Genomic DNA, 25,141 nt, shown 5'->3' on the forward strand with positions numbered 1-25,141 from the left:
GCTAAAAAAGGGTGGTTTAATGATTGCAACTTGGGTATAATTTGAATATACTAATAATATTAAAATAAATACACATAATAAATAAAGTAATTAAATATTAGGAGGGAATATCCATGGCTAAAATAATAAATACATCTCAATTTAGAGGAAGCGTTGAAGAAAATCAAGGGGTAGTTGTAGTAGACTTCTTTGCAACTTGGTGTGGACCTTGTAAAATGTTAGCACCTGTATTTGAACAAGCAGGGGAAGAAATGAAAAATGATGCAACATTCTTAAAAGTTGATATAGATCAAAGTTTAGAATTAGCACAACAATTTAGAATATCTACTGTACCTACAATGATGATATTTAAAGATGGTAAGCCGGTAGAAACATTAGTTGGATTTATGCCAAAGGAAAGAATAGTTCAAAAAGTTAAATCACATTTATAAAAATTAAGGTGGTATAAAAATGAGATATGACATAGCTATAGTGGGAAGTGGTCCTGCAGGGCTTTCGGCTGCAATAAATGCAAAAATAAGAAACAAAAATATTATAGTATTTGGAACTGAAAGCTTAAGTAATAAGTTAATAAAAGCACCGTCAATAGATAACTACTTAGGATTTTATGAAATAAGTGGTGAAGAATTAAGAGAAAAATTTCAAGATCACTTAGACAAAATGGAAATTGAAATAACATATAAAAAAATAAATAATATATATGCTATGGGTGATTATTTTGCACTAATGTCAGGTGATGATATGTATGAAGCTACTACAGTCATACTAGCTACAGGTGTAGAATATGGAAAACCTATAAAAGGTGAAGAAGAGTTTTTAGGTAAAGGTGTTGGATATTGTGCAACTTGTGATGCGCCTTTATATAAAGACAAAAAGGTTGCTATTATAGGATATAACAAAGAATCTAAAGAAGAAGCAAACTTCTTAAACGAGATAGCATCTAAAACTTATTTTATACCTATGTATAAAAATGACTCTTTAATGAGAGAATCTAATGAATTAGATAATAGCATAGAGGTAATAAATGATAGACCAGTACAAATAAAAGGAGAAAATCTAGTAAATAAAGTTTCTTTCAAAGAAAAAGAAATAGACGTAGATGGTGTATTTGTAATAAAAGATAGTGCATCTCCTAAATCATTAGTACCAGGTATTGAAACAGAAGGACCTCATATAAAGGTAGATATAAATATGCAAACTAGTATTACTGGATGCTTTGCAGCAGGAGACTGCGCAGGTAAACCATACTCGTATATAAAATCTGCAGGTCAAGGTCAAATAGCAGCAATAAATGCAGTTTCGTATTTAGATAAGCTAAGAATTGAACAAAAAAATAAAAAATAAGTTCTAGGGTTCCTAGAACTTATTTTTTTACGTTTAAGGATATTATAATATTTAAAAAAATGTGGATAACTTCTGAATGTAAGTAATATCAATCAACTGGTTTTGAGCGTAAAAAAAGATTTTGAAATGCTTCGCCCACGCAGTGGCTCAAGCAACGGACGAAGTCGTTGGCGACATGAGCGAAGCGAATTTTTTATGTATTAAGTAAATTAGTATGAAAATAAATAATATCAATAGTTTTATAAACATAAAAATTATATTTTTGAGAAATGATATATCGTTGGCAAAATGAGGTGTTTCATCGACATATCTTTTAAGAAAAGCGCATTTTTATATTAATTAAATAAAATAATAAATTGGATTTAGTTATGATTAAAAATAAAATTATTGTAAAAAATGATTTACTTTATATTTAAATTTAAAAATGCAAGCTATAAATAAAAAATTGCAAAAAAATAGTTGAAATTTAGAAAGATAATCGCTATAATGTATATAAATGAATGATTGTATTAAAAATATGCATTATTAAAACTTTTATAAATTATTTATACAATGAAAATAAGGAGGGATTTAGATGGATGCAATACTTAAACTGATAGGCAATATGAATACATTCTTATGGTCTTATATATTAATAGTAATGCTAATAACATTAGGACTTTATTTTACTTTTAGGACTAAATTTGTTCAATTTAGATACTTTGGAGAGATGTTTAGATTATTAGGTGATGGAGCATCTAAAGATTCTAAAAAAGAAGGTAAAGTATCTTCATTCCAAGCCTTTTGTATGAGTACAGCATCAAGAGTTGGAACAGGAAATATAGCAGGGATAGCAATTGCAATTATAGGAGGAGGTCCTGGAGCTATATTTTGGATGTGGATTATAGCTTTAATTGGATCAGCATCAAGTTTTGTTGAAAGTACATTAGCTCAAATATATAAAGTAAAGGATGGAGACTCATTTAGAGGAGGTCCAGCTTATTATATAGAACAGGGATTAAATAAGAAATGGCTAGGTGCAACTTTTGCAGTATTAATAACTATATCTTTTGGATTTGTATTTAACGCAGTTCAAGCTAATACTGTAGCTACAGCATTTAATAATGCATTTGGTTTAGATAAGATGGTTATAGGTATAGTACTTGCAGCATTAACAGCAGCTGTTATATTTGGTGGAGTGCATAGAGTTGCTAAAGTTTCTGAAATAATAGTTCCTATATTTGCAGGACTTTATATATTAGTATCATTATTTATAGTAGTTACTAACTTAAATTATATTCCAGGTGTATTTAAATTAATATTTGAAAGTGCATTTGGTATGAGAGAAATAGCAATGGGTACTATGGGTGGTATGATGTTAACTGGTATAAAAAGAGGATTATTCTCTAATGAAGCTGGTATGGGATCAGCACCTAATGCAGCAGCTACAGCTGATGTAAGTCATCCAGTACAACAAGGTTTAATACAAACTTTAGGAGTATTTACAGATACTATAGTTATATGTAGTTGTACTGCATTTATTATACTTTTATACCCAACATATATGGAAACAGGGTTAACTGGTATAGAACTTACACAAGCTGCATTATCAGCACATATAGGACCTATAGGAAATATATTTATAGCAGTTTGTATATTCTTATTTGCATTTAGTTCTATAGTAGGTAACTATTATTATGGTCAATCTAATATGGAATTTGTAAACTTAAGTAAAACTGGATTAAATGTATTTAGAGTGATTGTTGTAGGTATGGTTTTATTTGGAGCACTTACAAAGGTGCAAATAGTTTGGGATTTAGCAGATGTATTTATGGGGCTTATGGCTGTTATAAACTTAGTGGCTATAACATTATTAGGTAAATATGCATTTGCAGCATTAGATGATTATACTAAGCAAAAGAAAGCTGGAATTAAAAATCCAATATTCAATGCTTCTAATATAAAAGGGTTAGAAAATGTAGAGTGTTGGAATGATAATAAATTTTCAAAAGAAGTAATATAATTTAAAAGTGTCTCTTAGTTATAAGAGGCACTTTTACTATATTATAAAATATATATAAATAAGATGTATTAAATTATATAAAACGTTTACATTGTATATATATAATGTTAGAATATAATTAATATTTATTTATCTGGGGGTAAGTTTATGAATTTGCTTAAACAAAAGTCTTGGGCTGTAGTAATCATAGATGAAAATGAAGATTCCAAAGAAATTAAAATTATAAATTTATTAAAAGAAAATAATTATAATGTAGTGGGGATTAATTTAAATAATTATAAGTCAGATAAATTTCATGTTTATGAGAGCTTAAAAGATATACCACATAATGTAGATATTGTTGCTATCATTAAAGAGTCAATACATAATTATTGTATAATAGATGAGATGGAACTACTGGATATAAAAAATATTTATTTTGAAAAGGGTAGTTATACAGAATATATGTTAAAAAAAGCAAAAGAAGCTAAATTAAATATAGTAAATTTTGTAGATTTGTATGAAGAACTTAAATTAAAATAATTTTAAAGAAGGTATAAAAAAGTCTATTTAAACTTTTTATACCTTTTTTGATGTATGCTATTTGTTATATAATAGTTAATTATAAACCGTAGCAGCATCTAATATAAATTAAAAAATGGTAATATTTATAAAGTATACAATAAAAATTGAAGGAGAGTTAAGTAGTAATATATAATTATTAATATAGTCAAAAAAAGTTATAAATATTCAATTTATAGGGGAATCTGTTTAAAGTAGTAATAATTACAGTGATTAATTATGTATAGTGAAAAATAAGGTGTAGTGGGAAAATATAAATGAAAATGTAGAAAAATTATAAATGTAGTGTAGTGAACTATATTTTGATAAAAAATATTAAAGGGATAAGCTAGTAAGTGTACAACAAATTTAAAATGATATAATTTATTAGAGTGAGTAGGTGACATAATGTTAGATGGATATGAAAGAAATATAGATTATGCTAGAATATCTCTTACAGATAAGTGCAATTTAAGGTGTGTTTACTGTATGCCAGAAGATAAAGTATATGAAAATAATTTAATAAATGATACTTTATCGTTTAATGATTATAAATTTATAATAAATGGATTATCACAAGTTGGTATAAAGAAAATTAAATTTACAGGTGGAGAGCCTTTGTTATATCCACATCTTATAGAGTTAATAAAGTATGCACATTATGAGTGTAATATAGATGATATATCGATAACTACAAATGGTATAGGTCTTAATGAAATAGCGTATGAGTTAAAAAGAAGTGGATTAAAAAGTGTTAATATTAGTTTAGATTCTCTTAAATCATACAAATATAAAAGTATAACAAGAGGTGGAAACTTAACAGATGTATTAAAATCCATAAATAGATGTTTAGAGTTAGGGATAAAAGTAAAAATAAACTGTGTTGTTATAAAAAGATTTAATGATGACGAAGTTTATGATTTTATAGAAATGGCAAATTATTATCCTATAGATGTTAGATTTATAGAACTTATGCCACTAGGAGAAGGTGAGTATTTTTATGAAAATGGATATTTTAATATATCTAATTTTATAAATGATATTGATGAACTATATAAAATAGAAGATGAAAAAGGCTCTACGGCAAGACTATATCAAGCTAAATATGCAAAGGGAAGAATAGGTATTATAACTCCTATTAGCTGTCAGTTTTGTAATACGTGCAACAGAATTAGAATTACATCAGATGGAAAGATAAAATTATGTCTTCATTCAAATGAAGAAACGGATATAAGGTATTATCTTAATAAACCAATGATATTTAAAGAAGTATTAAAAGAAATTATACTTAAAAAGCCAGATAAGCACAATTTATTAGAAAGTAATTCTAGTGATACATATAGACAAATGTATGAAATAGGTGGATAATATATAAATGATAAAATATAACAATAAAAAAGTGTCTTATAATGATATATATTATAAGACACTTTTTGCTATTTAGAAAAATAAATAGTTTTTAATTAGTTATACAACTTAATAAAGTTAGATTAGATGTTTTGATTAAATTTATTTATAGAATCTATCATTTCTTTTCTTATAGACTCACCAAGAATTGTAGTTTTAACTTTTGGATTTTCTATATGTTCGTATATAGGTGGTAAAAACTCAACTTCAACATCTTTTGAATTTATTTTACCTATAGGTTGGTAACCTTCATAAGTGTGTCTAGAGTTTTTTATAACAAAAGGAACTATAGGACATTTTGCTTTGTATGCAATTTTTAGTGCACCATTTCTAAATTCAGATATAAGTGCATTTGGATCTTTTACCCAAGTTAAATCTCCTTCGGGGAAAATTGCCATACTTTGGCCTTTTAATATATTATTAGCTGCCTCATTTATACTTTTTATACCTTCTCTATTATCTTGTCTGTTTATATAAACACATTTTGTAAGCTTTGCCCAACTGCTAACTATAGGCATTGACCTCCAAACAGGTTCATCAGCAACTACACAGCCAATAGGTCTATCTACACTTGCAAAGAGTATGAAACTATCTAGCATACTAGCATGGTTGCAAATGAATAAGACTGGTTGGTTTGGTATATTTTCTTTTCCATTTATAGTAAGGTTTATGTTAACCAACTTTAAAGACTTTTTAGCTTGTTTATGTAAAAAATCATATATTTCTTTATTAGTAAAGTTATCTGGATTTTTCTTTATTTTGTTAAGTTTAGGTATAGAACAAGAAAAACCGAATATTTGATAAGTTGCAAATTTTAAATAATTAAGCATTTTTGTATCTCCTCATATAGATATCTAATAATTTATTTTAACATAAAACAATTATATTTACAAATAACTTATATCTAAGAATTATTGTGAATATAATATAAGGTCTCTTGAATATAATTTACCTAGATACACCTGTTTATATACTAATTTTAGGAGGAAATTAATGAGATTATCTGATGAGAGATTATTAAGGGTAAGGATTTTATCTCATACTGGAGATAAAATACATATAAAATTACCTGTTGGATTTGTTAAAAAAATGATTAAAAATAATACATTTGATTTTTTCTATGGAGCAGATGATATGATAGATAGCCAAAAGCTTTTAGATGTATTAGTTAAAGCCTTTGATTATGACTTAAGTGGGGAAATTGCTCATATGGAGAGGAAAAATGGGGATATAATAAAGATGATAATTGATTAAATAGCACTAATAATTAGTGCTATTTTTTACGCTTAAGGATATTATAATATTTTAAAAAATGTGGATAACTTCTGAATGTAAGTAATATCAATCAACTGGTTTTGAGCGTAAAAAAGATTTTGAGCAACGGACGAAGTCGTTGGCGACATGAGCGAAGAGAATTTTTTATATAGAATAGAAAGTCTAATTTATTTTTAAAAAAGTATATATAAATTATAAGTTTGACAATAAATAGTCTATATTTAAAGAAAAAATGTTGAAGATTAGATAGAAATAAAATAATATGTTGCACTATAAAAATAAATGTGATACTCTAAATAAAGAAATAAAATATTAATTAAAAATCTTATTTAAATTTAATTTTAAAATAAGATACTTTAACTAACATAAGCATCGAATGATTAGAATGAAAAATTAATAATATAACATAAAAAATTACTTACATAAGGAGATTATTATGAAAAATATATGTGTAATAGGTAGTTTAAATATGGACTTGGTAGTTAATGTAGATACAATGCCAAAACCAGGACAAACAATAATTGGAAGTAACTTTAAAGAAGTACCGGGCGGAAAAGGTGCTAATCAAGCAGTTGCTATGGCAAGATTAAATGGAAATGTATCTATGATAGGTAAAGTTGGAGAAGACGGATTTGGACAAACTTTAATAAACTCACTAAAAAATGATAAAGTAGATACTACATATATACAAACTGCAAAAGGTGCAACTGGAGTAGCACTTATAACTGTAGATAAAAATGCTCAAAATTCTATAGTAGTTTCACCAGGAGCTAACTTTGAAGTTAAAGAAGATGATATAGATAATAATATAGAAGCGATAAAAAATAGTGATATAGTAGTACTGCAACTTGAAACACCACTTAACACTATAAAGTATGCACTAAACAAAGCAAAAGAATTAAATAAGTATACAATATTAAATCCAGCACCGGCGGTTAAGTTAGATGATGAAATAATAAAAAATGTTGATTTATTAACTCCTAATGAAACAGAACTTGAAATTATAAGTGGAGTAAGTATAGAAACTGAAGAAGATATACAAAAAGCTGCACAAATAATGATAGAAAAAGGTGTAAAAGAACTTATAGTAACATTAGGTTCTAAAGGAAGCTTATATATAAATAAAGAAAAAAGTATGTTTAAAAAAGCATACAAAGTTGAAGCAGTAGATACAACTGCAGCTGGAGATAGTTATACTGGAGCGTTAGCAGTAGCATTATCTCAAGATAAAAATATAGAAGATGCAATGGACTTTGCATCAAAAGTAGGAGCTCTTTCAGTTTTAAAAGAAGGTGCTCAAAGTTCATTACCAACATTAGAGGACGTTAAAAATTTCAGGGGGTAGGAAAATGAAAAAGACTAAAATGATAAACAGCGAATTATCATACACAATATCTAAAATGGGACATACTGATAGTTTAACTATAGGAGATTGTGGTCTTCCTATACCAGATGAAGTTAAAAGAATAGATTTAGCATTAACTCATAATGTTCCAACATTTATACAAACATTAGATGTAGTTTTAGAAGAACTATGTGTAGAAGAAGTAGTAATTGCCGAGGAAATAGTAGATAAAAACCTATTAGTATATGAAGAAATATTAAAGAGATTTGAAAATATAAAAATAACAAAAGTTTCTCATGAAGAATTCAAGAAATTAACTAAGGAAAGTAAAGCAGTAGTAAGAACTGGAGAATGTAGTCCTTACGCAAATATAATATTAAAATCAGGAGTTGTATTTTAATGAAGACACCAATCCTAAAAATGACAAATATAATAAAAGAGTTTCCAGGCGTTAAAGCTTTAGATGGAGTTAATTTAGAACTTTATGAAGGTAAAGTTATGGCTCTTATGGGAGAAAATGGGGCTGGAAAATCTACACTTATGAAAATATTAAGTGGAGTATATAAAAAAGATGGAGGACAAATCTTTTACAATGGAGTTGAAGAAGATATAAAAGGTCCAAAGGATGCTACTAAAAAAGGTATAGCAATAATCCATCAAGAGTTAAACTTACTTAATGATTTAAGTATAGGAGAAAATATATTCTTAGGTCGTGAGTTTAAAAAAGGTTTTAGAATAGACTTTAATAAACTTCATGAAGAAGGAGACAAACTACTTAAGAAATTAAATGTAAATAGAAGTTCAAGAGAATTAGTTGAGAACCTAAGCTTAGGTGAACAACAAATGGTTGAGATAGCTAAAGCCTTATCTTTAGATGCTAAAATTATAATAATGGATGAGCCTACAGATGCTCTTACAGAAACAGAGACTGAGAGTTTATTTAAAGTTATAGAAGAATTAAAATCAGAAGGTAAAGCTATAGTATATACATCACATAGATTAAAAGAAATATTTGAAGTGTGTGATTACATAACTGTTTTAAGAGATGGAAAATACGCAGGTAGTGAAGATTTATCTAACTTAGATGAAGATAAAATGATAGAGATGATGGTAGGTAGAAAGCTTACAGATCAATTCCCAAGAGTTGAAATAACACCTGGAAAAACAATATTAAAAGTTGAAAACTTAAATAATGAATATGTAAGTAATATAAACTTTGAGGTTAGAGCTGGAGAAGTAGTTGGTATAGCAGGTCTTATGGGAGCAGGAAGAAGTGAACTTGCAAAAACTATATACGGTCATTTTAAAAAGGAAAGTGGTAAGATAATACTTAATGGAAAAGAATTAAACCACAAAAGTGCTCAAGAAGGATTATTACATAGAATAGCTTATGTTAGTGAAGATAGAAAAGGTGATGGATTATTAGTTGATTTATCAGTAAGAGAAAATATGACTTTATCATCATTAAACATAATAAGCAAAGGATTAATAATCGATAAAAAACATGAAAATGAGAGAGTTGACTCTTATATAGAAAGAATAAATATAAAAACACCAAGCAAAGAACAATTAATAAGAAACTTAAGTGGTGGTAATCAACAAAAGGTTGCAATAGCAAAAGCTTTAATGATACACCCAGAAGTATTAATACTTGATGAACCTACTAGAGGGGTTGACGTTGGTGCTAAAAAAGAAATATATGATTTAATAAATGAATTCAAATCTCAAGGTAAAGCAGTAATAATGATATCTTCTGAAATGCCAGAAATATTAGGATTAAGTGATAGAATATTAGTACTTAGTCAAGGAAGAGTTACTGGAGAATTTGATATAAAAGACGCAAGCCAAGAAGCCATATTAAAATGTGCAGTAGAAACTAAGGAGGCAATATAGCATGACATCGCAAGCTATGAAAGAAATAGCAAAGAAAACAATAGATAAAAAAGAATTTTTCGATAAATACAGAAGTTTAATAGCATTAGCTTTATTAGTAGTAGTTGTATCGATATTAAGTCCATCATTTTTAACTACTAAAAATATTTTTAACGTATTAAGACAAACATCAGTAAATGCTATAATAGCAGCTGGTATGACATTTGTAATACTAACAGGTGGAATAGACTTATCAGTAGGTTCAATACTTGCTATAAGTGGTGCAGTTTGTGCAAGTATGTTAGTATCAGGAACTAACATGATAATAGCAATAATAGTAGCTTTAGTAATAGGAGCAGTTGTAGGATTTTTAAATGGATTTATAATATCTAAAGGTAAACTTCAACCATTTATAGCTACACTTGCAACAATGACGGTATTTAGAGGTTTAACTTTAGTGTTTACAGATGGTAAGCCAATAACACTTGGAAGTGGAGATTTAGCAGTTGCATTTGGAAAAATAGGTGGTGGAAGTATATTTGGAATACCAACACCAGCAATAATAATGATAGTAGTATTTTTAGTTTGTGGTTATGTACTTAATAACACTACAATGGGTAGACATACTTATGCATTAGGATCAAATGAAGATGCAGCAAAATTATCAGGACTTAACACTGATAAAATAAAAATAGCAGTATACACAATAAGTGGTATATTAGCAGCAGTTGCAGGTATAATAATAACTTCAAGATTATATTCAGCACAACCAACAGCAGGTAATAGTTATGAACTAGATGCAATAGCAGCAGTTGTACTTGGTGGAACTAGCTTAACTGGTGGTAAAGGGAAAATAAGCAAAACTATAGTTGGTGCTTTAATAATGGGTGTATTAAGTAATGCACTTAACTTATTAGATGTATCATCTTATTATCAAATGATGGTGAAAGGTGTAGTTATATTAATAGCTGTACTTTTAGATAGAAAAAACAAGTAGGAGGAAATAAAATGAAGAAATTTCTTTCTATAATAATGACGACAATATTAGCATCTAGTTTGTTAGTTGGATGTAGCCCAAAAGATGATGGAATACAAAAAATAGGTTTAATAGTATCTACATTAAACAACCCATTTTTCGTAGATTTAAAATCGGGAATAGAAAAAAGAGCAAAAGAATTAGGATATGATGTTGTGGTTTTAGATTCTCAAAACGATCCAGCAAAAGAAGTATCAAACATGGAAGACTTAACTGTTAAAGATGTTGATATAGTACTTTTAAACCCAGTTGATTCAGATTCAGCTATAGCATCAGTAATGATTGCAAACAATTCAAATTTACCAGTTATGACAGTAGATAGAGTTGCAAATGGTGGTAAAGTAGTATCTCATATAGCATCTGACAATGTAGCAGGTGGAGATATGGCTGCTAAATTCTTAATAGAAAAGTTAAATGGTAAAGGGAATATAGTAGAACTAGAAGGTACAGCAGGATCTTCAGCTACTAGAGATAGAGGTCAAGGGTTTGACGATGGGATAAGAAAAAGTGGATTTAATTTAGTAGCTAAGCAAAGTGCAGACTTTGATAGAACTAAAGGTCTTACAGTAATGGAAAATATAATCCAATCAAAAGGAGATATAGACGCAGTATTTGCGCAAAATGATGAAATGGCACTAGGTGCACAAAAAGCATTAGAAGCTGCAAATATGAAAGATGTATTGATAGTTGGATTTGATGCAACAGATGATGCAGTAGAAGCGGTTAAACAAGGTAAAATGGCAGCAACGGTTGCACAACAACCATTACTAATAGGTGAAACTGCAGTTAATGCAGTCCATAAGGTATTAAGCGGTGAAAAGATAGCTGATTATATACCAGTTGAATTAAAATTAATAACTAAGTAAAGATAAGTGTCTCATTAAATATGAGGCACTTTTTTGAGTAAGGAGAAATTTTTATAGATAGTCCGCTCGATGATGATATATAAGCCTCCCTCTATGCTAAAAAATTATCGCCAACGATATATCCTCATTTCCATTTCGGATACATCTGCAGCGGTAGCAAGGATATATCGTTGGCGACATGAAGTGGTTCGCCGACACGTCGCTCAAGCGAAGCGAATTTTATGCTTGTATAAATTAAAATAATAAGAAAATATATATAAATATTAAAATTTGAATGATTATTAAGATTTAATTTTTATTTTAACTTGTCCTATTGTAACTAAATTATAATAAATTTAATGGAAACACTTTACAAATGAATTATAATCAACTACTATTTACAGTATAAAGTTTACAAAATAGTAACAAATATAGAAAATTAATTATGAAGATTAATTACTATAGAAAATTTAAAGGAGGATTTTTATGATAAAGAAAACTTTATTTAAATTTTTGTTAGTATTGACAGTAATATTTTCAATAGGAGTAACTAACATATTTGCTGATAGCACAGGGGTTGTTACAGCATCAAAATTAAACGTAAGAAAAGGTCCATCGACTAAATATAGTACAATGGGGAGTTTATATAAAAATAAAAGTGTAACAATATTAGGTGAAAGTAATGGTTGGTATAAAGTTAATTTAAATGGAAAAGAAGGATGGGCAAGTAAGCAGTATATAAAAGTAAGTGGAAATAGTACTTCAAGTAATACTTCGCAAACTACTAGTTCAAATAATAGCCAAGGTAACGTAGTTCGTACAATGAATGTAGTAGCTACAGCCTATACTGGATATTCAACAACTTCAACAGGTCAAAAGCCTGTATGGGGAACAATAGCTGTTGATCCTAAGATTATACCATATGGAACTAAAGTTTACATACCTCAATTTGGAAGAACTTTTATAGCAAATAATACTGGTGGAGCTATAAAAGGAAATAAGATAGATATATTCATGAATACTAAAAAAGAATGTTACAACTGGGGAAGAAGAACTATAGAAATTCAAATATTAGGATAAGATATAAAGTTTGACTTATTTTATGATGAATAATTTTTTAGTATTTATATTTAAAAATTTAAATATATACTTGAATAAATAAAAATGGAGCTGATCTCAATTATGAGATAGCTCCTTAATGTTTTTACTTTTTAGATTTACTTAGATATTTTTTATTATTGAATAAAAGCATAGAAATGCTAAGTATAATACCTAAAACAGATAATATTACAAATACAGTTTCATTAGTCGATGAAAATCTGTTAAAAGTTATTATACATATAAATGTAGCAATTAATAATAAAATATCATACATCCTGTCCATTTAAGAAAGTATTCCCCCTTTATGTTGGTAATAAGTATTTTAAATTTACATACAACTTAGATGATACTTATATTATATACTAACTTAGTCAATAAGTTGTCTTTTTGGTATGTTAAATTTAATAGTATTTTCGATTTCTTCTAACATAGATTGATTTTTAGGATCTATGAAAAGGCAAGTATATCCTTTTTCACCAGCTCTACCACATCTACCTATACGGTGAATATAAGATTCTACAGTTTCAGGTATATCATAATTGTATATATGAGTAACTCCTGTAACATCTATACCACGAGCGGCAACATCAGTTGCTATTAAATATTGTATATCTGCATTTCTGAAAGATTTCATTATACGTTCACGTTTAGACTGCTTTACATCACTGTGGATTTTAGCGCAGTTATAACCACGTCTTGATAAGTCTTCCTCAAGCTTGTCAACTCTAACCTTAGTTCTACAGAATATTATAGATAAAAATGGATTATCCTTATCTAGACATTTACAAAGAGAATCTTGTTTATTTCTATCAGTAGTTTCAACAACCTCTTGAATAATATTATCTAAAGTAACTTCCTTAGATTTTATAGATATTACACTAGGGTCATTCATATATCTATAAGCAAGTTTTTTAACAGCTGAGTCCATAGTAGCTGAGAAACATAAAACTTGAGATTTTTTAGGAACATCTTTCATTATAGTTTCTATATCGTTTTTAAATCCCATAAAAAGCATCTCATCTGCTTCATCAAATACAACAGTTTTTAAGTTTTTTAGATTAATAGTACCTCTCATTATATGGTCTATAAGCCTACCTGGAGTAGCTATAACTAAATGAATATTTCTTTTTAGTTTATTTAACTGAGCTCCAATATCCTTTCCACCATATGCTGCTAATATATTTATATCTTTACCTTCTTTTAACTTCATAGCTTCTTCAGTAATTTGAATGGCAAGTTCTCTTGTAGGAGTTAAAATAAGTCCTTGTATATTATTATTATCTATAGATATATTTTCAAATAGAGGAAGTAAAAATGCTAAAGTTTTACCAGTACCTGTTTGAGCTTGAGCTATAACATCACAACCATTTTTTATAATGTTTATACTTTCTTCTTGTATAGGAGTTGGTGTTGATATACCGTTTTTTAATAAAACCTTTGTTATGCTTTCACTAATTCCTAAATCTTTAAAATTCATAAGTTATTACCTTTCATTTTGAATATTTTAAATATTATGTTATTAGATTTACTTAATTTAAGAAAACTTTATAACTAATCTATAATACCACAATAATGTATATTATTCTAATAGTTTCTATAATAATGTGCCTTGAATTTACTTTGTTCATATCGACAACAATATATATTGTTTAAGATTATATAATTTTATAGATTTAAAAAATAAAAATTGAAAATACTAAATATATATAGTATGTAAAAAAGTTGGAGGATCATATGAAGTGTAAATGGTCATCAAAAATAAACAATGAACTAATATGCAATCATGAAGCTGATGATAGTGGATATTGCATATTTCATAAAAAACATAAAACAAAAGAAGAAAATAAAGAAGTTATAAAATTAATAAAAGAAAAAAAAATAAGTGATTTTAGTGGATTTATATTTGAAGAAAATTTTAATATAAATGAAGTTATAGATTATAGTTATAAAGAACTTAATTTTACAGAAACGACATTTGTAAAAGAAGCTTTATTTAATAACTATATATTTAAAGGTAAAACAATATTTAATCAAACTAATTTTTTAGATTTTACAACATTTATAAATAGCAAGTTTAGATATACAGCAATATTTAACAATGTGATATTTAATTCAAAACATTCTAATAAAAAAATATTTATGGGAGTTGAATTTACTGGGCAAAATTTAGTTATAAGCTCAGTTTATAATCTTCCAAGATTAGATGGAATAAAATTTGATGATTATACAAAATTTATATTATTAGATGTAGACTATGAAAAAGAACATTATATAAATGGTAAAATAAACTATAGAATAGCTAGAAATCAAGCTAATAAAATAGGAGACCATGAAAGAATTGGATATTATTATTACAAAGAAAGAGCCTATGGTTCTAAAAATATAAGAGTTGAAGACTATCCAACCTATAGAGATTATTTATCAACTAAATTTTTCGATGCATTATCAAAGTACACAGTAGGTTATGGTGAAAGACCTTGGAATATATTAATAGTAAGTGTTATGACAATAAGCATATTTGCACTTTTATATATGTTTATTGGAATTAAAACATTGAATAATGAATTAATAGGCATAAGTATAAAAACATTAAGCCAACATTCATTAGTTGAAATACTAAATACATATATAGACCTTTGGTACTTTAGTATGGTTACATTTACTACAGTAGGTTATGGAGATATGATAGTAACAACAACAATTGGTAAAATATTAGTAGGTCTTGAAGTTTTTTTTGGAATAACAATAGGTGCAGCATGGACATCTGTAATAATTAAAAGGATGATCCGATAGTTAGTAAATAATTACTGATATATTATTTATACAAAGAGGAAAAGATTAAGATATACTTATTAATCCAAGAAGGTGAGCATTTTGAGAAAAAGACTAAAAGAATTACTAATATTAACCTTTGTATTAATACTATCAGTACCTACTTTAATATATTGTGATGATAACAATAAAGTAGACAGATACTCTAAATCATCAATACTTATAGATCAAACAACAAATAGAGTAATGTTTGAAAAGGATCCAGATGCAAAAAGACCACTTGCTAGTCTTAGTAAAATGATGACATTTTTAATAGCTCTAGAAGCAATAGAAAATAAAGAAGTAAGTAAAAATGATATCATAACAATAGATAAAGATATGGCAAAGGTAAAAGGATCTAGTTATCACTTAAAAGTAGGTGAAAAAGTACCTCTATATGAACTTATGAAAGGGCTTATGATAGTATCAGGAAATGATGCTTCAATAGCAATAGCAAAGCATATTAGCAAAGATGAAAAAACATTTGTTGAAAGAATGAATGCTAAAGCTAAAGAGATAGGGATGATAAATACAAGTTTTGTAAACCCAAATGGTCTTCCAATATATGACCTTCAAAATCCTAAAGCTCTTCCAAAGGAAAATATATCGACAGCAAGAGATATAGCCAAGCTTGGAAAGTATATGTTTGATAACTATGAAAAAGAAGTAGTAGCAATAACTGATATGCAAACATATTCATATCCAGAAAGAAATTTCCAAAAAAATAATACTAATGCGTTACTTGGTATTATCCCTGCTGTAGATGGAATAAAAACAGGCTACACTGGAAACGCTGGATATTGTTTAGCCTTTTCTATGGTAGTAGATAAAGATAAAGACAATGAAATAAGACACAGAATGATAGGTGTAGTACTTGGAGCTAATCATAAAGAAAAAAGAACTTCTGCATCATTATCTATACTAAGATATGGTAAAGAAAACTTTTCTACTAAAAGAGTTATGGAAAAGGATAAATTAATAGGTAAAAAATATATAAAAGGGTTAGAAGAATTAGAGGTAACATTAAAAAGTGAAGATGAACTTTATGCAACATTAAAAAACACAGAAAATTTAAAATCTCAAATTACATTAAAAGAATTAAAATATCCAGTTAAAAAAGGTGATACAATAGGTGTAATAAAATACTTCACAGAAACTGGACAGGTTATAGGTAGTGTGGATATAATAAGCGCTAATGATGTAGATAATATATCATTTATAACTAAAATAAAAATGATATTTACTGATTAAAGTCCAAGAAAAAAGTATATAATTTAGATAAAAAAGGATAAAAATAAAAGATATAAAAAATATTGTAATTTTAAAATCCTTATGATATACTATCTAAGGTGAAAATAACAATAAAATAATCACGCACGACAATGTGATCTTTGAAAGGTGCCTACGAAAGAGGTTTTTCAGAGAGATGACCATGTCGGAGGATAAAAACCAAGGAGGACTAAGATGTCAGTAATATCAATGAAACAATTACTAGAAGCTGGTGTACACTTCGGACACCAAACAAGAAGATGGAACCCTAAGATGGCTCAATATATATTCACAGAAAGAAACGGAATATATATAATAGACTTACAAAAAACAGTTAAGAAAGCTGAAGAAGCTTACAAAGCTATGAAAGAAATAGCTGAAACTGGAAAGCCAGTTTTATTCGTAGGAACTAAGAAGCAAGCTCAAGAAGCTATAAAAGAAGAAGCTGAAAGATGTGGAATGTTCTACGTTAACGAAAGATGGTTAGGTGGAATGTTAACAAACCACAAAACTATACAAACAAGAATAAACAAATTAAGAGAATTAGAAAGAATGGAAAACGAAGGTGTATTTGAAGTTCTTCCTAAGAAAGAAGTTATAAAATTAAGAGCTGAAAAAGAAAAGCTTGAAAAATACTTAAACGGTATGAAGGATATGCCTGAATTACCAGGAGCTATGTTCGTAGTAGACCCAAGAAAAGAAAACATAGCAATACAAGAAGCACACAGATTAGGTATACCAGTATTCGGTATAGTTGATACTAACTGTGACCCAGAAGAATTAGACTACGCTATACCAGGAAACGATGACGCTATAAGAGCTGTTAAGTTAATAACTGGTGCTATGGCTAACGCTATAATAGAAGCTAGACAAGGTGCTGAAGAAGAAGTAGAAGCTGAGCAAGAATAATAAAACAACTTAATGGTAAGGGTCTCCCTTACCATTAATAATATATACATATGGAGGGTACTCAAAATGGCTATAACTGCACAAATGGTTAAAGAATTAAGAGAATCTACAGGTGCTGGAATGATGGACTGTAAGAAAGCTTTACAAGAAGCTGAAGGAAACATGGAAAGAGCTGTAGATATATTAAGAGAAAAAGGATTATCTAAAGCTGCTAAGAAAGCTGATAGAATAGCTGCTGAAGGTTTAGTTGCTATAGAAATAAACGAAGACAACACAGTTGCTTCTATGGTAGAAGTTAACTCTGAAACTGACTTCGTTGCTAAAAATGAAGATTTCAAAACTTTCGTTAAGGATGCTGCTTTAATGGCTTTAGCTACTGATAAAGAAGACGTAGCTGGATTATTAGCTGAAACTCATAGCGAAGGAATAGCTTTATCTGAAGTATTAAACAACAGAATAGCTACAATAGGAGAAAAATTAGACGTAAGAAGATTCGTTAAGATAGCTACAGAAGGTCAAGTAGCTGGATACATCCACGGTGGTGGTAAAATAGGTGTTTTAGTTGAAATGATAACAACTGCTAAAGATGCAGAAGTTATAGCTATGGGAAGAGATATAGCTATGCAAGTTGCTGCTATGAATCCTAAATACGTTTCAAGAGACGATGTAGATCAAGAATACATAGCACATGAAACTGAAATATTAACTCAACAAGCTTTAAACGAAGGAAAGCCAGCTAACATAGTTGAAAAAATGATAAAAGGTAGACTTGAAAAGCAATTAAAAGAAGTTTGCTTATTAGAACAACCATTCGTTAAGAACGGAGACTTAACAATAAAAGCTTTAGTTGCAGAAACTGCTAAGAAAGTAGGAGCTGACATAACTTTAGGAAGAGTTGTTAGATTCGAAGTTGGAGAAGGTATAGAAAAGAAAGAAGAAAACTTTGCAGAAGAAGTTGCTAAGCAACTTAAGTAATTGTAAAAGAGAACACTTAAGTGTTCTCTTTTTTTGAAAAAGATATTAGGTAGAATGTAGGGAGGATTTCTTTTTATGAAACCAATGTATAAAAGGGTACTGTTAAAACTTAGTGGTGAAGCACTAGCAGGAGATAAAGGTTTTGGAATAAATAATGATGTTGTTAATGAAATAGCAGTAGCAATAAAGAAAATTCAAGAAATAGGTGTTGAAGTATCTGTAGTTGTTGGTGGTGGAAACTTCTGGAGAGGAAGAACATCAGAAGGTATGGATAGAACTACGGCAGACTATATAGGGATGCTTGCAACAGTTATGAACTCTATGGCACTTCAAGATGCTCTTGAAAACATAGATGTTCAAACAAGAGTTCAAACTGCTATAGAAATGAGACAAATAGCAGAACCATATATAAGAAGAAAAGCAGTTAGACACTTAGAAAAAGACAGAGTAGTTATATTTGGTGCGGGAACAGGGAATCCATATTTCTCAACAGATACAGCGGCATCACTTAGAGCAGCTGAAATGGAAGCAGAAGTTATACTACTTGCTAAAAATGTTGATGCAGTATACGATAAAGATCCAAAGGTACACGCTGATGCAGTTAAGTTTGATGAATTAACTTACTTAGAAGTTTTACAAAGAGAATTAAAAGTAATGGACTCTACTGCAACATCTTTATGTATGGATAACAAAATACCTATACACGTATTTGAATTATCTACAGATAATATAATAAAAGCAGTTATGGGTGAAAAAATAGGTACAATAGTAAAATAATACTTAATATTAATTATTTTATTAAACACCGCTCGATAAAAAATATATAACCTTCCCTCCAAGCTACAATGTCGGTTCAGTTTATATATTTCTCATCTTCGCTAGAAGAATTAATAAAATAAAAAAATGTAAAATATATTTTTTAATATAGATTAAAAGTATTATATAAAGTAAGATAAAGATATATAATAGTATTATAATATATAGGAGGATAATAACTATGAAATTAGATGTACATAAGCAATTAGAAGCTAAGATGACTAAAACAATAGATGCCCTAAAGCATGAATACACAACTATAAGAGCAGGAAGAGCAAACGCTCAAATGTTAGACAAGGTAAGAGTTGACTACTACGGATCATTAACTCCAATCAACCAAATGGCTGCTATATCAGTTCCAGAACCAAGAACATTAATGATAAACCCTTGGGATAAGTCTTCTATGGCAGAAATAGAAAAAGCTATAAGAAACTCTGATTTAGGATTAAACCCAACTAACGATGGTCAAGTTATAAGAATATCAGTTCCAGCTTTAACGGAAGAAAGAAGAAAAGAATTAGCTAAGAGAGTTCATAAAGTTGCTGAAGAATTCAAAGTAAGACTTAGAAACGAAAGAAGAGATGCAAATGATGCATTAAAGAAAATGGAAAAAGACGGAGAATTAACTGAAGACGAATTAAAGAAAGCACAAGATGAAGTTCAAAAAATAACTGACAAATTCATAAAAGAAGTAGATCAAGTTGCTACTGCTAAAGAAAAAGATATAATGGAGGTATAATATTGAATAAATATTATAACCTTTTAGGCCTTCAATTAGAAGAAGTAGAAAAGTATCTCAAAGAAAAAAACATAACATACACTGTAAAATCTATACAAGGTAAAAAAGACACGGATAAGCTTATTATTCCTAAAGTCATAAAAATATCAGAAGTAGATAATGGTGTAGAATTACTAACAACTAAGTTTTCTGACTCCCTAAAATAGGGGTCAGAAATCTTTGCATTTAAGCAAATTTTATAATGGAGGCAAAAACTATGAATAGTTATGACATAAATTTAGAAAAAGTGCCTACTCATATAGCTATAATAATGGATGGAAACGGGAGATGGGCAAAATCTAGATTCCTTCCTAGAACTGCAGGACATAAAGCAGGGGTAGAAGCAATAAGAGAAGTAATAAAAGAATCTCAAAGATTAGGGGTAAAACATCTAACTTTATATGCTTTTTCAACAGAAAACTGGAAAAGACCTAAACTTGAAGTAGATACACTTATGACTCTTTTAGCTACATATTTAAGCAAAGAGATTAAAGAATTACATGCCAACAATGTAAAAGTTACAACAATAGGGGATATATCAAAGCTTCCTAAAAATTGTATAGAACAATTAAATAATGCATTCGAATTAACTAAAGATAATACAGGAGTTAATTTAAATCTTGCTCTAAACTACGGAAGTAGAGATGATATAAAAAATGCAATAATAGATATATTAAATGATGCAAAATGTGGTAAAATAAATATAGAAGAAATAAATGAAAATACTATAAAAAATTATTTAGATACAAAGTCTATACCAGATCCTGACTTAATAATAAGAACTAGTGGAGAGCAAAGACTTAGCAACTTCTTAATGTGGGAAGCTGCTTACTCTGAGTTTTATTTCACTGATATACACTGGCCAGACTTTAATAGAACAGAGCTTCAAAAGGCAATATACGTATATCAAAATAGAGACAGAAGATTTGGCGGACTAAGTAAGTAGTAAGGAGAAAATTTATATGCTTACAAGAGTAATAGCCGCATTAGCTTTAGTACCATTATTTATATTCATTGTAATTGGTGGGATACCATTATATATAGCTGAAATAGTAATACTTGCTATGGCTTTAAGAGAATTTTATAAAGCATTTAATGCAAAGGATATACACCCTATAGAAAATATAGGTTATATATTTATAGCATACATGGGTCTAAAAAATATACTTAATTTAGGTGTAGAGTATACTTACATAATGATATTTTTATTATTTATGTACTCTATAACTTATCTTTTAAGATGTAAAAATAATGTAATTGATATTGCAATAACATTTTTCAGTATATTCTATGTAGCTATATCTATAGATTTTATAGTTCTAACTATAAACAGCTTTGAAAGAGGTGCAATTTATGTATGGACTATATTTATAGTAGCTTTTCTTACTGATACATTTGCATACTTTACAGGATATTTATTTGGAAAGCATAAGCTTATACCAAAGGTAAGTCCTAAAAAGACTGTAGAAGGGAGTATAGGTGGAATTATAGGAAGTACTGTAGGTTGTATTATATTTGGATACTTATTTAATTTAGATATGACTGCTATGGCAATAATAGGAAGTATAGGAAGCATAGTAGCTCAATTTGGAGATTTATTTGCATCATCTATAAAAAGATATGTAGGTATAAAAGACTATGGAAAATTAATACCAGGTCATGGTGGAGTATTAGATAGATTTGACAGTGTAATTTTAGTTGCTCCATTTGTATATTATGCAATTATACTTTTTAGCAAATAAGTGCAAGGCCCCAGTAATTATAGGGGTCTTTTTTAATTAAATATATAATATAATTTTAAAATATGGTATAATGAATTTTAGAGAAATTATAGTCTAAGAGTAGTGGTTTCCATACTAAATAAAAAAACCTACTTTCTGAGGAAAGGAGGTGGAAGGTATGGAAGATTTTATATTAAGTGTACTAGCTGGTCTAGCAACATCGTACATAGCATATTTATGTAGTAAAATAAAAAACCACTTATTCAATGGCCGTAGAAAAAGTGGTTATGAATTTGAATTAAAATTCAAATTAAAAAAATTCTAATGTATATGGAAACCATACTCTACAGCACATAGACTATAATTTCTCTTTTTTCTTACTAATATTATAACATATTTAAAATAAAAATAAACATATAAAATATAAATTAGTAGATTATTATACAAAGGAAATTCAATTTTGAAATGAAATTTATTTCAAATTGGATAAAATTGTTTAACTTAGTGGTATAATATATAAAGTATGATACTAATAATATAGAAAGGGAACAATTATGAAAAGAATATCAATCCTGGGATCAACAGGATCAATTGGAAAACAAACACTAGATGTTGTAAGAGAACATAAAGATAAATTTGAAGTAATAGCAATATCTGCAAATAGCAGCATAGAATTATTACTTGAACAAATAAAAGAATTCAAACCAAAATACGTAGCAGTATATAATGAGGAATCTGCACAAAAACTAAAAAATATGATACCAAGTGATATTAACATAGAAGTATTAAGTGGAATGGAAGGATTAAAAACTATATCATCACTTCCTGAAATAGATGTACTACTTACAGCAATAGTTGGAATGATAGGTCTTGTTCCAACATTAGAAGCAATAAAACACAAAAAAGACATAGCACTTGCAAACAAAGAAACACTAGTATGTGCAGGAAAACTTGTAATGAGTGAAGCAAAGAAAAATGGAGTTAAAATACTTCCAGTAGACAGTGAGCATAGTGCAATATTCCAATCATTAAATGGAGAAAACTATAAAGAAATAGAAAAAGTAATATTAACTGCATCAGGTGGACCATTTAGAGGAAAGAAAAAAGAGGAACTATTAAATGTAACTAAAAATGAAGCATTAAATCACCCTAACTGGTCAATGGGAAGAAAAATAAGTATAGATTCATCTACACTTATGAATAAAGGACTTGAAGTAATAGAAGCTAAATGGCTATTTGACGTAGAAGTTGATCAAATAGATGTAGTTGTACATCCACAAAGTATAATACACTCAATGGTTCAATTTAACGATAGCTCAGTAATAGCTCAACTTGGATGTCCAGATATGAGACTTCCTATACAATATGCACTTACATATCCTGAAAGACTTGAAAATGGATTTGAAAGATTAGACTTAACTAAAATAGCAACATTAACATTTGAAGAACCAGACTTAGAAACATTCCCATGTTTACAGCTAGCATATGAAACACTAAAAATGGGAGGTACATATTCAGCAGTATTAAACAGTGCAAATGAAGTATTAGTTGAAGCATTCTTAGAAGATAAAATAGGATTTTACGATATACCAAAATACATAAAAGAAACACTAGACGCACATAAAAGTATTGAAGAACCAACTTTAGAAGAAATTCTAGAAGTTGACAGATGGACTAGAGAATACGTAAAAAGTTTAATTAAATGATCTATTATGATTTAATATTGAAATTTAAATATAATTTTATGATATTAAAATATAGATTTCAAGACTAGAGTATTTTCAATAATTATATTTAACTAAATCAATGAATTTGATATTAATTACATATAACTACTGAGCGAAGATGCTAATATATAAGTTGAACCGACATTTAAGTTTGGAGGGAGACTTATATATTAGCATCGAGCGGACTATAAATAAAGGAGGAATAAAACTTTGACTATAATAGCAACAATAATACTATTTGGAATAATAGTATTTATACACGAACTAGGACATTTCCTATTTGCAAAAAAAGCAGGTGTAAGAATACACGAATTTGCAATAGGTATGGGTCCTAAAATATATAGCACTCAAAAAGGCGAAACAAAATACTCTGTAAGACTTTTACCTCTTGGTGGGTATGTAAGTATGGAAGGTGAAGATGGAGAATCAAACGATCCTCGTGCTTTTGGAGAAAAAACACTTCTTCAAAGAGCAAGCATAATATTTGCAGGGCCATTTTTCAATATAATATTAACAGTATTACTTCTTATACCAGTACTAGCATACATGGGAACTCCAAGTGATAGTAATGTATTAGGAAAAGTATTAGAAAATACGCCTGCAATAGAAGCAGGACTTCAAGTTAACGATAAAATAATAGAAATAAATGGAGCCAAAATTCAAACTTGGGACGATATAGTTAACAACTTACAAAAAGAAACTTCACAGCCAATAAATATAAAAGTAGAAAGAAACAACACTACTAAAGATTTTTCTATAACACCAGAAAAAAATGAACAAGGAAAATATGTTATAGGTATATCACCTGTTTACGAAAAAAGCATAATAAAGGCAATACCTAAAGCATTTGTAGCAACTTGGGATATGATTAAGCAAATGTTAACATTTGTTGTTCAACTATTTACAGGAACTATACCAGGAGGATTTGAAAACTCAGTAGCAGGACCTGTTGGGGTTATAGGAATAGTTTCAGATGCAGCTAAAATGGGTATTATTAACCTTATATATATAGCAGCAGTAATAAGTTTAAACCTAGGAATATTAAACTTACTTCCTATACCAGCACTTGATGGTGGAAGATTATTAATATTAGGTATAGAAGCTATAAGAGGAAAGAAATTAGATCCAAACAAAGAAGCTATGATACACTCAGTAGGATTAATGGTCTTAATGGGATTCATGCTATTTGTAACGTATAAAGATATATTAAAATTGTTTTAAATTATAATATATTAGTGTATTACAATTTAAATAAATAGAGTAAACTTTATATAAAATATTTATTATCAAAGGATGTATCTTAATTAAAGATATATCCTTTGAATATTGTAAACATTAAAGCTATTTTAGATGAATTAAGAAGAAGGT

27 protein-coding genes are annotated in these 25,141 nt (G+C 28.4%); 24 read left to right on the top strand and 3 right to left on the bottom strand.

Annotated elements, in window-relative coordinates; all coding sequences use genetic code 11:
* Positions 1-113 precede the first annotated feature (113 nt).
* The 5 genes from trxA to moaA all read left to right on the top strand — a co-directional run bounded on the left by trxA (position 114) and on the right by moaA (position 5,254).
* Positions 114-431, top strand: coding sequence for a thioredoxin (gene trxA / locus BN7997_RS05695; protein ID WP_071119890.1), 318 nt, complete (start codon positions 114-116; stop codon positions 429-431).
* Positions 432-450: 19 nt separating this feature from the next.
* Positions 451-1,344: an NAD(P)/FAD-dependent oxidoreductase gene (locus tag BN7997_RS05700; protein WP_071119891.1), complete on the top strand. Its 894-nt coding sequence runs from the start codon at positions 451-453 to the stop codon at positions 1,342-1,344.
* Between the two features lie 574 nt (positions 1,345-1,918).
* The gene (locus tag BN7997_RS05705; RefSeq protein WP_071119892.1) at positions 1,919-3,346 is read left to right on the top strand and encodes an alanine/glycine:cation symporter family protein; all 1,428 of its coding nucleotides are present in this window, start codon (positions 1,919-1,921) and stop codon (positions 3,344-3,346) included.
* Positions 3,347-3,493: 147 nt separating this feature from the next.
* A complete protein-coding gene (locus BN7997_RS05710; RefSeq protein ID WP_071119893.1) occupies positions 3,494-3,868 on the top strand; it encodes a CoA-binding protein in 375 nt (124 codons plus the stop codon).
* 426 nt (positions 3,869-4,294) lie between these two features.
* Positions 4,295-5,254: a GTP 3',8-cyclase MoaA gene (gene moaA, locus BN7997_RS05715; RefSeq protein WP_071119894.1), complete on the top strand. Its 960-nt coding sequence runs from the start codon at positions 4,295-4,297 to the stop codon at positions 5,252-5,254.
* 122 nt (positions 5,255-5,376) lie between these two features.
* On the opposite strand, the gene BN7997_RS05720 is transcribed toward moaA, so the two are convergent.
* Positions 5,377-6,123 carry a lysophospholipid acyltransferase family protein gene (locus tag BN7997_RS05720; RefSeq protein ID WP_071119895.1) on the bottom strand — a complete coding sequence of 249 codons (747 nt, stop codon included), beginning with the start codon at positions 6,121-6,123 and terminating at the stop codon, positions 5,377-5,379.
* 163 nt (positions 6,124-6,286) lie between these two features.
* On the opposite strand from BN7997_RS05720, the gene BN7997_RS05725 reads away from it, so the two are divergent.
* The 7 genes from BN7997_RS05725 (at position 6,287) to BN7997_RS05755 (ending at position 12,746) form a co-directional block, all read left to right on the top strand.
* Positions 6,287-6,547 (top strand): hypothetical protein, encoded by a 261-nt coding sequence (locus tag BN7997_RS05725; protein ID WP_071119896.1) that lies wholly within the window; start codon positions 6,287-6,289, stop codon positions 6,545-6,547.
* Between the two features lie 457 nt (positions 6,548-7,004).
* Positions 7,005-7,913, top strand: a complete 909-nt coding sequence (rbsK, locus tag BN7997_RS05730; protein ID WP_071119897.1) for a ribokinase — start codon at positions 7,005-7,007, stop codon at positions 7,911-7,913.
* A 4-nt stretch (positions 7,914-7,917) separates the two neighbouring features.
* Positions 7,918-8,313 carry a D-ribose pyranase gene (rbsD, locus tag BN7997_RS05735; RefSeq protein ID WP_071119898.1) on the top strand — a complete coding sequence of 132 codons (396 nt, stop codon included), beginning with the start codon at positions 7,918-7,920 and terminating at the stop codon, positions 8,311-8,313.
* Positions 8,313-9,806 (top strand): sugar ABC transporter ATP-binding protein, encoded by a 1,494-nt coding sequence (locus tag BN7997_RS05740; RefSeq protein ID WP_071119899.1) that lies wholly within the window; start codon positions 8,313-8,315, stop codon positions 9,804-9,806. Before rbsD ends, BN7997_RS05740 begins: the two co-directional genes overlap by 1 nt.
* Position 9,807: 1 nt before the next feature.
* The gene (rbsC, locus tag BN7997_RS05745) at positions 9,808-10,782 is read left to right on the top strand and encodes a ribose ABC transporter permease (protein WP_071119900.1); all 975 of its coding nucleotides are present in this window, start codon (positions 9,808-9,810) and stop codon (positions 10,780-10,782) included.
* A gap of 11 nt (positions 10,783-10,793) precedes the next feature.
* Positions 10,794-11,687, top strand: coding sequence for a ribose ABC transporter substrate-binding protein RbsB (gene rbsB / locus BN7997_RS05750; protein WP_071119901.1), 894 nt, complete (start codon positions 10,794-10,796; stop codon positions 11,685-11,687).
* A 465-nt stretch (positions 11,688-12,152) separates the two neighbouring features.
* Positions 12,153-12,746: a 3D domain-containing protein gene (locus BN7997_RS05755; RefSeq protein WP_071119902.1), complete on the top strand. Its 594-nt coding sequence runs from the start codon at positions 12,153-12,155 to the stop codon at positions 12,744-12,746.
* 124 nt (positions 12,747-12,870) lie between these two features.
* On the opposite strand, the gene BN7997_RS15380 is transcribed toward BN7997_RS05755, so the two are convergent.
* On the bottom strand, positions 12,871-13,050 hold the full coding sequence (locus BN7997_RS15380) for a hypothetical protein (protein ID WP_143023174.1): 180 nt from the start codon (positions 13,048-13,050) through the stop codon (positions 12,871-12,873).
* A gap of 84 nt (positions 13,051-13,134) precedes the next feature.
* Positions 13,135-14,244 (bottom strand): DEAD/DEAH box helicase, encoded by a 1,110-nt coding sequence (locus tag BN7997_RS05760; RefSeq protein ID WP_071119903.1) that lies wholly within the window; start codon positions 14,242-14,244, stop codon positions 13,135-13,137.
* 257 nt (positions 14,245-14,501) lie between these two features.
* On the opposite strand from BN7997_RS05760, the gene BN7997_RS05765 reads away from it, so the two are divergent.
* The 12 genes from BN7997_RS05765 (at position 14,502) to rseP (ending at position 24,994) form a co-directional block, all read left to right on the top strand.
* Positions 14,502-15,560, top strand: a complete 1,059-nt coding sequence (locus BN7997_RS05765) for a potassium channel family protein (protein ID WP_071119904.1) — start codon at positions 14,502-14,504, stop codon at positions 15,558-15,560.
* Positions 15,561-15,632: 72 nt separating this feature from the next.
* Complete coding sequence (locus tag BN7997_RS05770) at positions 15,633-16,829, top strand: D-alanyl-D-alanine carboxypeptidase family protein (RefSeq protein WP_143023175.1); 1,197 nt, start codon at positions 15,633-15,635, stop codon at positions 16,827-16,829.
* Positions 16,830-17,042: 213 nt separating this feature from the next.
* The gene (rpsB, locus tag BN7997_RS05775; RefSeq protein WP_071119906.1) at positions 17,043-17,756 is read left to right on the top strand and encodes a 30S ribosomal protein S2; all 714 of its coding nucleotides are present in this window, start codon (positions 17,043-17,045) and stop codon (positions 17,754-17,756) included.
* A gap of 66 nt (positions 17,757-17,822) precedes the next feature.
* On the top strand, positions 17,823-18,731 hold the full coding sequence (gene tsf / locus BN7997_RS05780) for a translation elongation factor Ts (protein ID WP_071119907.1): 909 nt from the start codon (positions 17,823-17,825) through the stop codon (positions 18,729-18,731).
* A 75-nt stretch (positions 18,732-18,806) separates the two neighbouring features.
* Entirely contained in the window at positions 18,807-19,508 is a 702-nt protein-coding gene (gene pyrH / locus BN7997_RS05785) for a UMP kinase (RefSeq protein ID WP_071119908.1), read from the top strand.
* A 220-nt stretch (positions 19,509-19,728) separates the two neighbouring features.
* On the top strand, positions 19,729-20,286 hold the full coding sequence (frr, locus tag BN7997_RS05790; protein ID WP_071119909.1) for a ribosome recycling factor: 558 nt from the start codon (positions 19,729-19,731) through the stop codon (positions 20,284-20,286).
* A gap of 2 nt (positions 20,287-20,288) precedes the next feature.
* A complete protein-coding gene (locus tag BN7997_RS05795) occupies positions 20,289-20,492 on the top strand; it encodes a hypothetical protein (RefSeq protein ID WP_071119910.1) in 204 nt (67 codons plus the stop codon).
* Positions 20,493-20,542: 50 nt separating this feature from the next.
* The gene (locus tag BN7997_RS05800) at positions 20,543-21,271 is read left to right on the top strand and encodes an isoprenyl transferase (protein WP_071119911.1); all 729 of its coding nucleotides are present in this window, start codon (positions 20,543-20,545) and stop codon (positions 21,269-21,271) included.
* Positions 21,272-21,287: 16 nt separating this feature from the next.
* Positions 21,288-22,067 (top strand): phosphatidate cytidylyltransferase, encoded by a 780-nt coding sequence (locus BN7997_RS05805; RefSeq protein ID WP_071119912.1) that lies wholly within the window; start codon positions 21,288-21,290, stop codon positions 22,065-22,067.
* 157 nt (positions 22,068-22,224) lie between these two features.
* On the top strand, positions 22,225-22,371 hold the full coding sequence (locus BN7997_RS15540) for a hypothetical protein (RefSeq protein ID WP_154665235.1): 147 nt from the start codon (positions 22,225-22,227) through the stop codon (positions 22,369-22,371).
* 229 nt (positions 22,372-22,600) lie between these two features.
* Positions 22,601-23,752, top strand: a complete 1,152-nt coding sequence (locus tag BN7997_RS05810; protein WP_071119913.1) for a 1-deoxy-D-xylulose-5-phosphate reductoisomerase — start codon at positions 22,601-22,603, stop codon at positions 23,750-23,752.
* Between the two features lie 231 nt (positions 23,753-23,983).
* Positions 23,984-24,994 carry an RIP metalloprotease RseP gene (gene rseP / locus BN7997_RS05815; RefSeq protein WP_071119914.1) on the top strand — a complete coding sequence of 337 codons (1,011 nt, stop codon included), beginning with the start codon at positions 23,984-23,986 and terminating at the stop codon, positions 24,992-24,994.
* The last annotated feature ends 147 nt before the right edge of the window (positions 24,995-25,141 follow it).

Source organism: Romboutsia timonensis, assembly GCF_900106845.1.
Lineage (GTDB): Bacteria > Bacillota > Clostridia > Peptostreptococcales > Peptostreptococcaceae > Romboutsia > Romboutsia timonensis.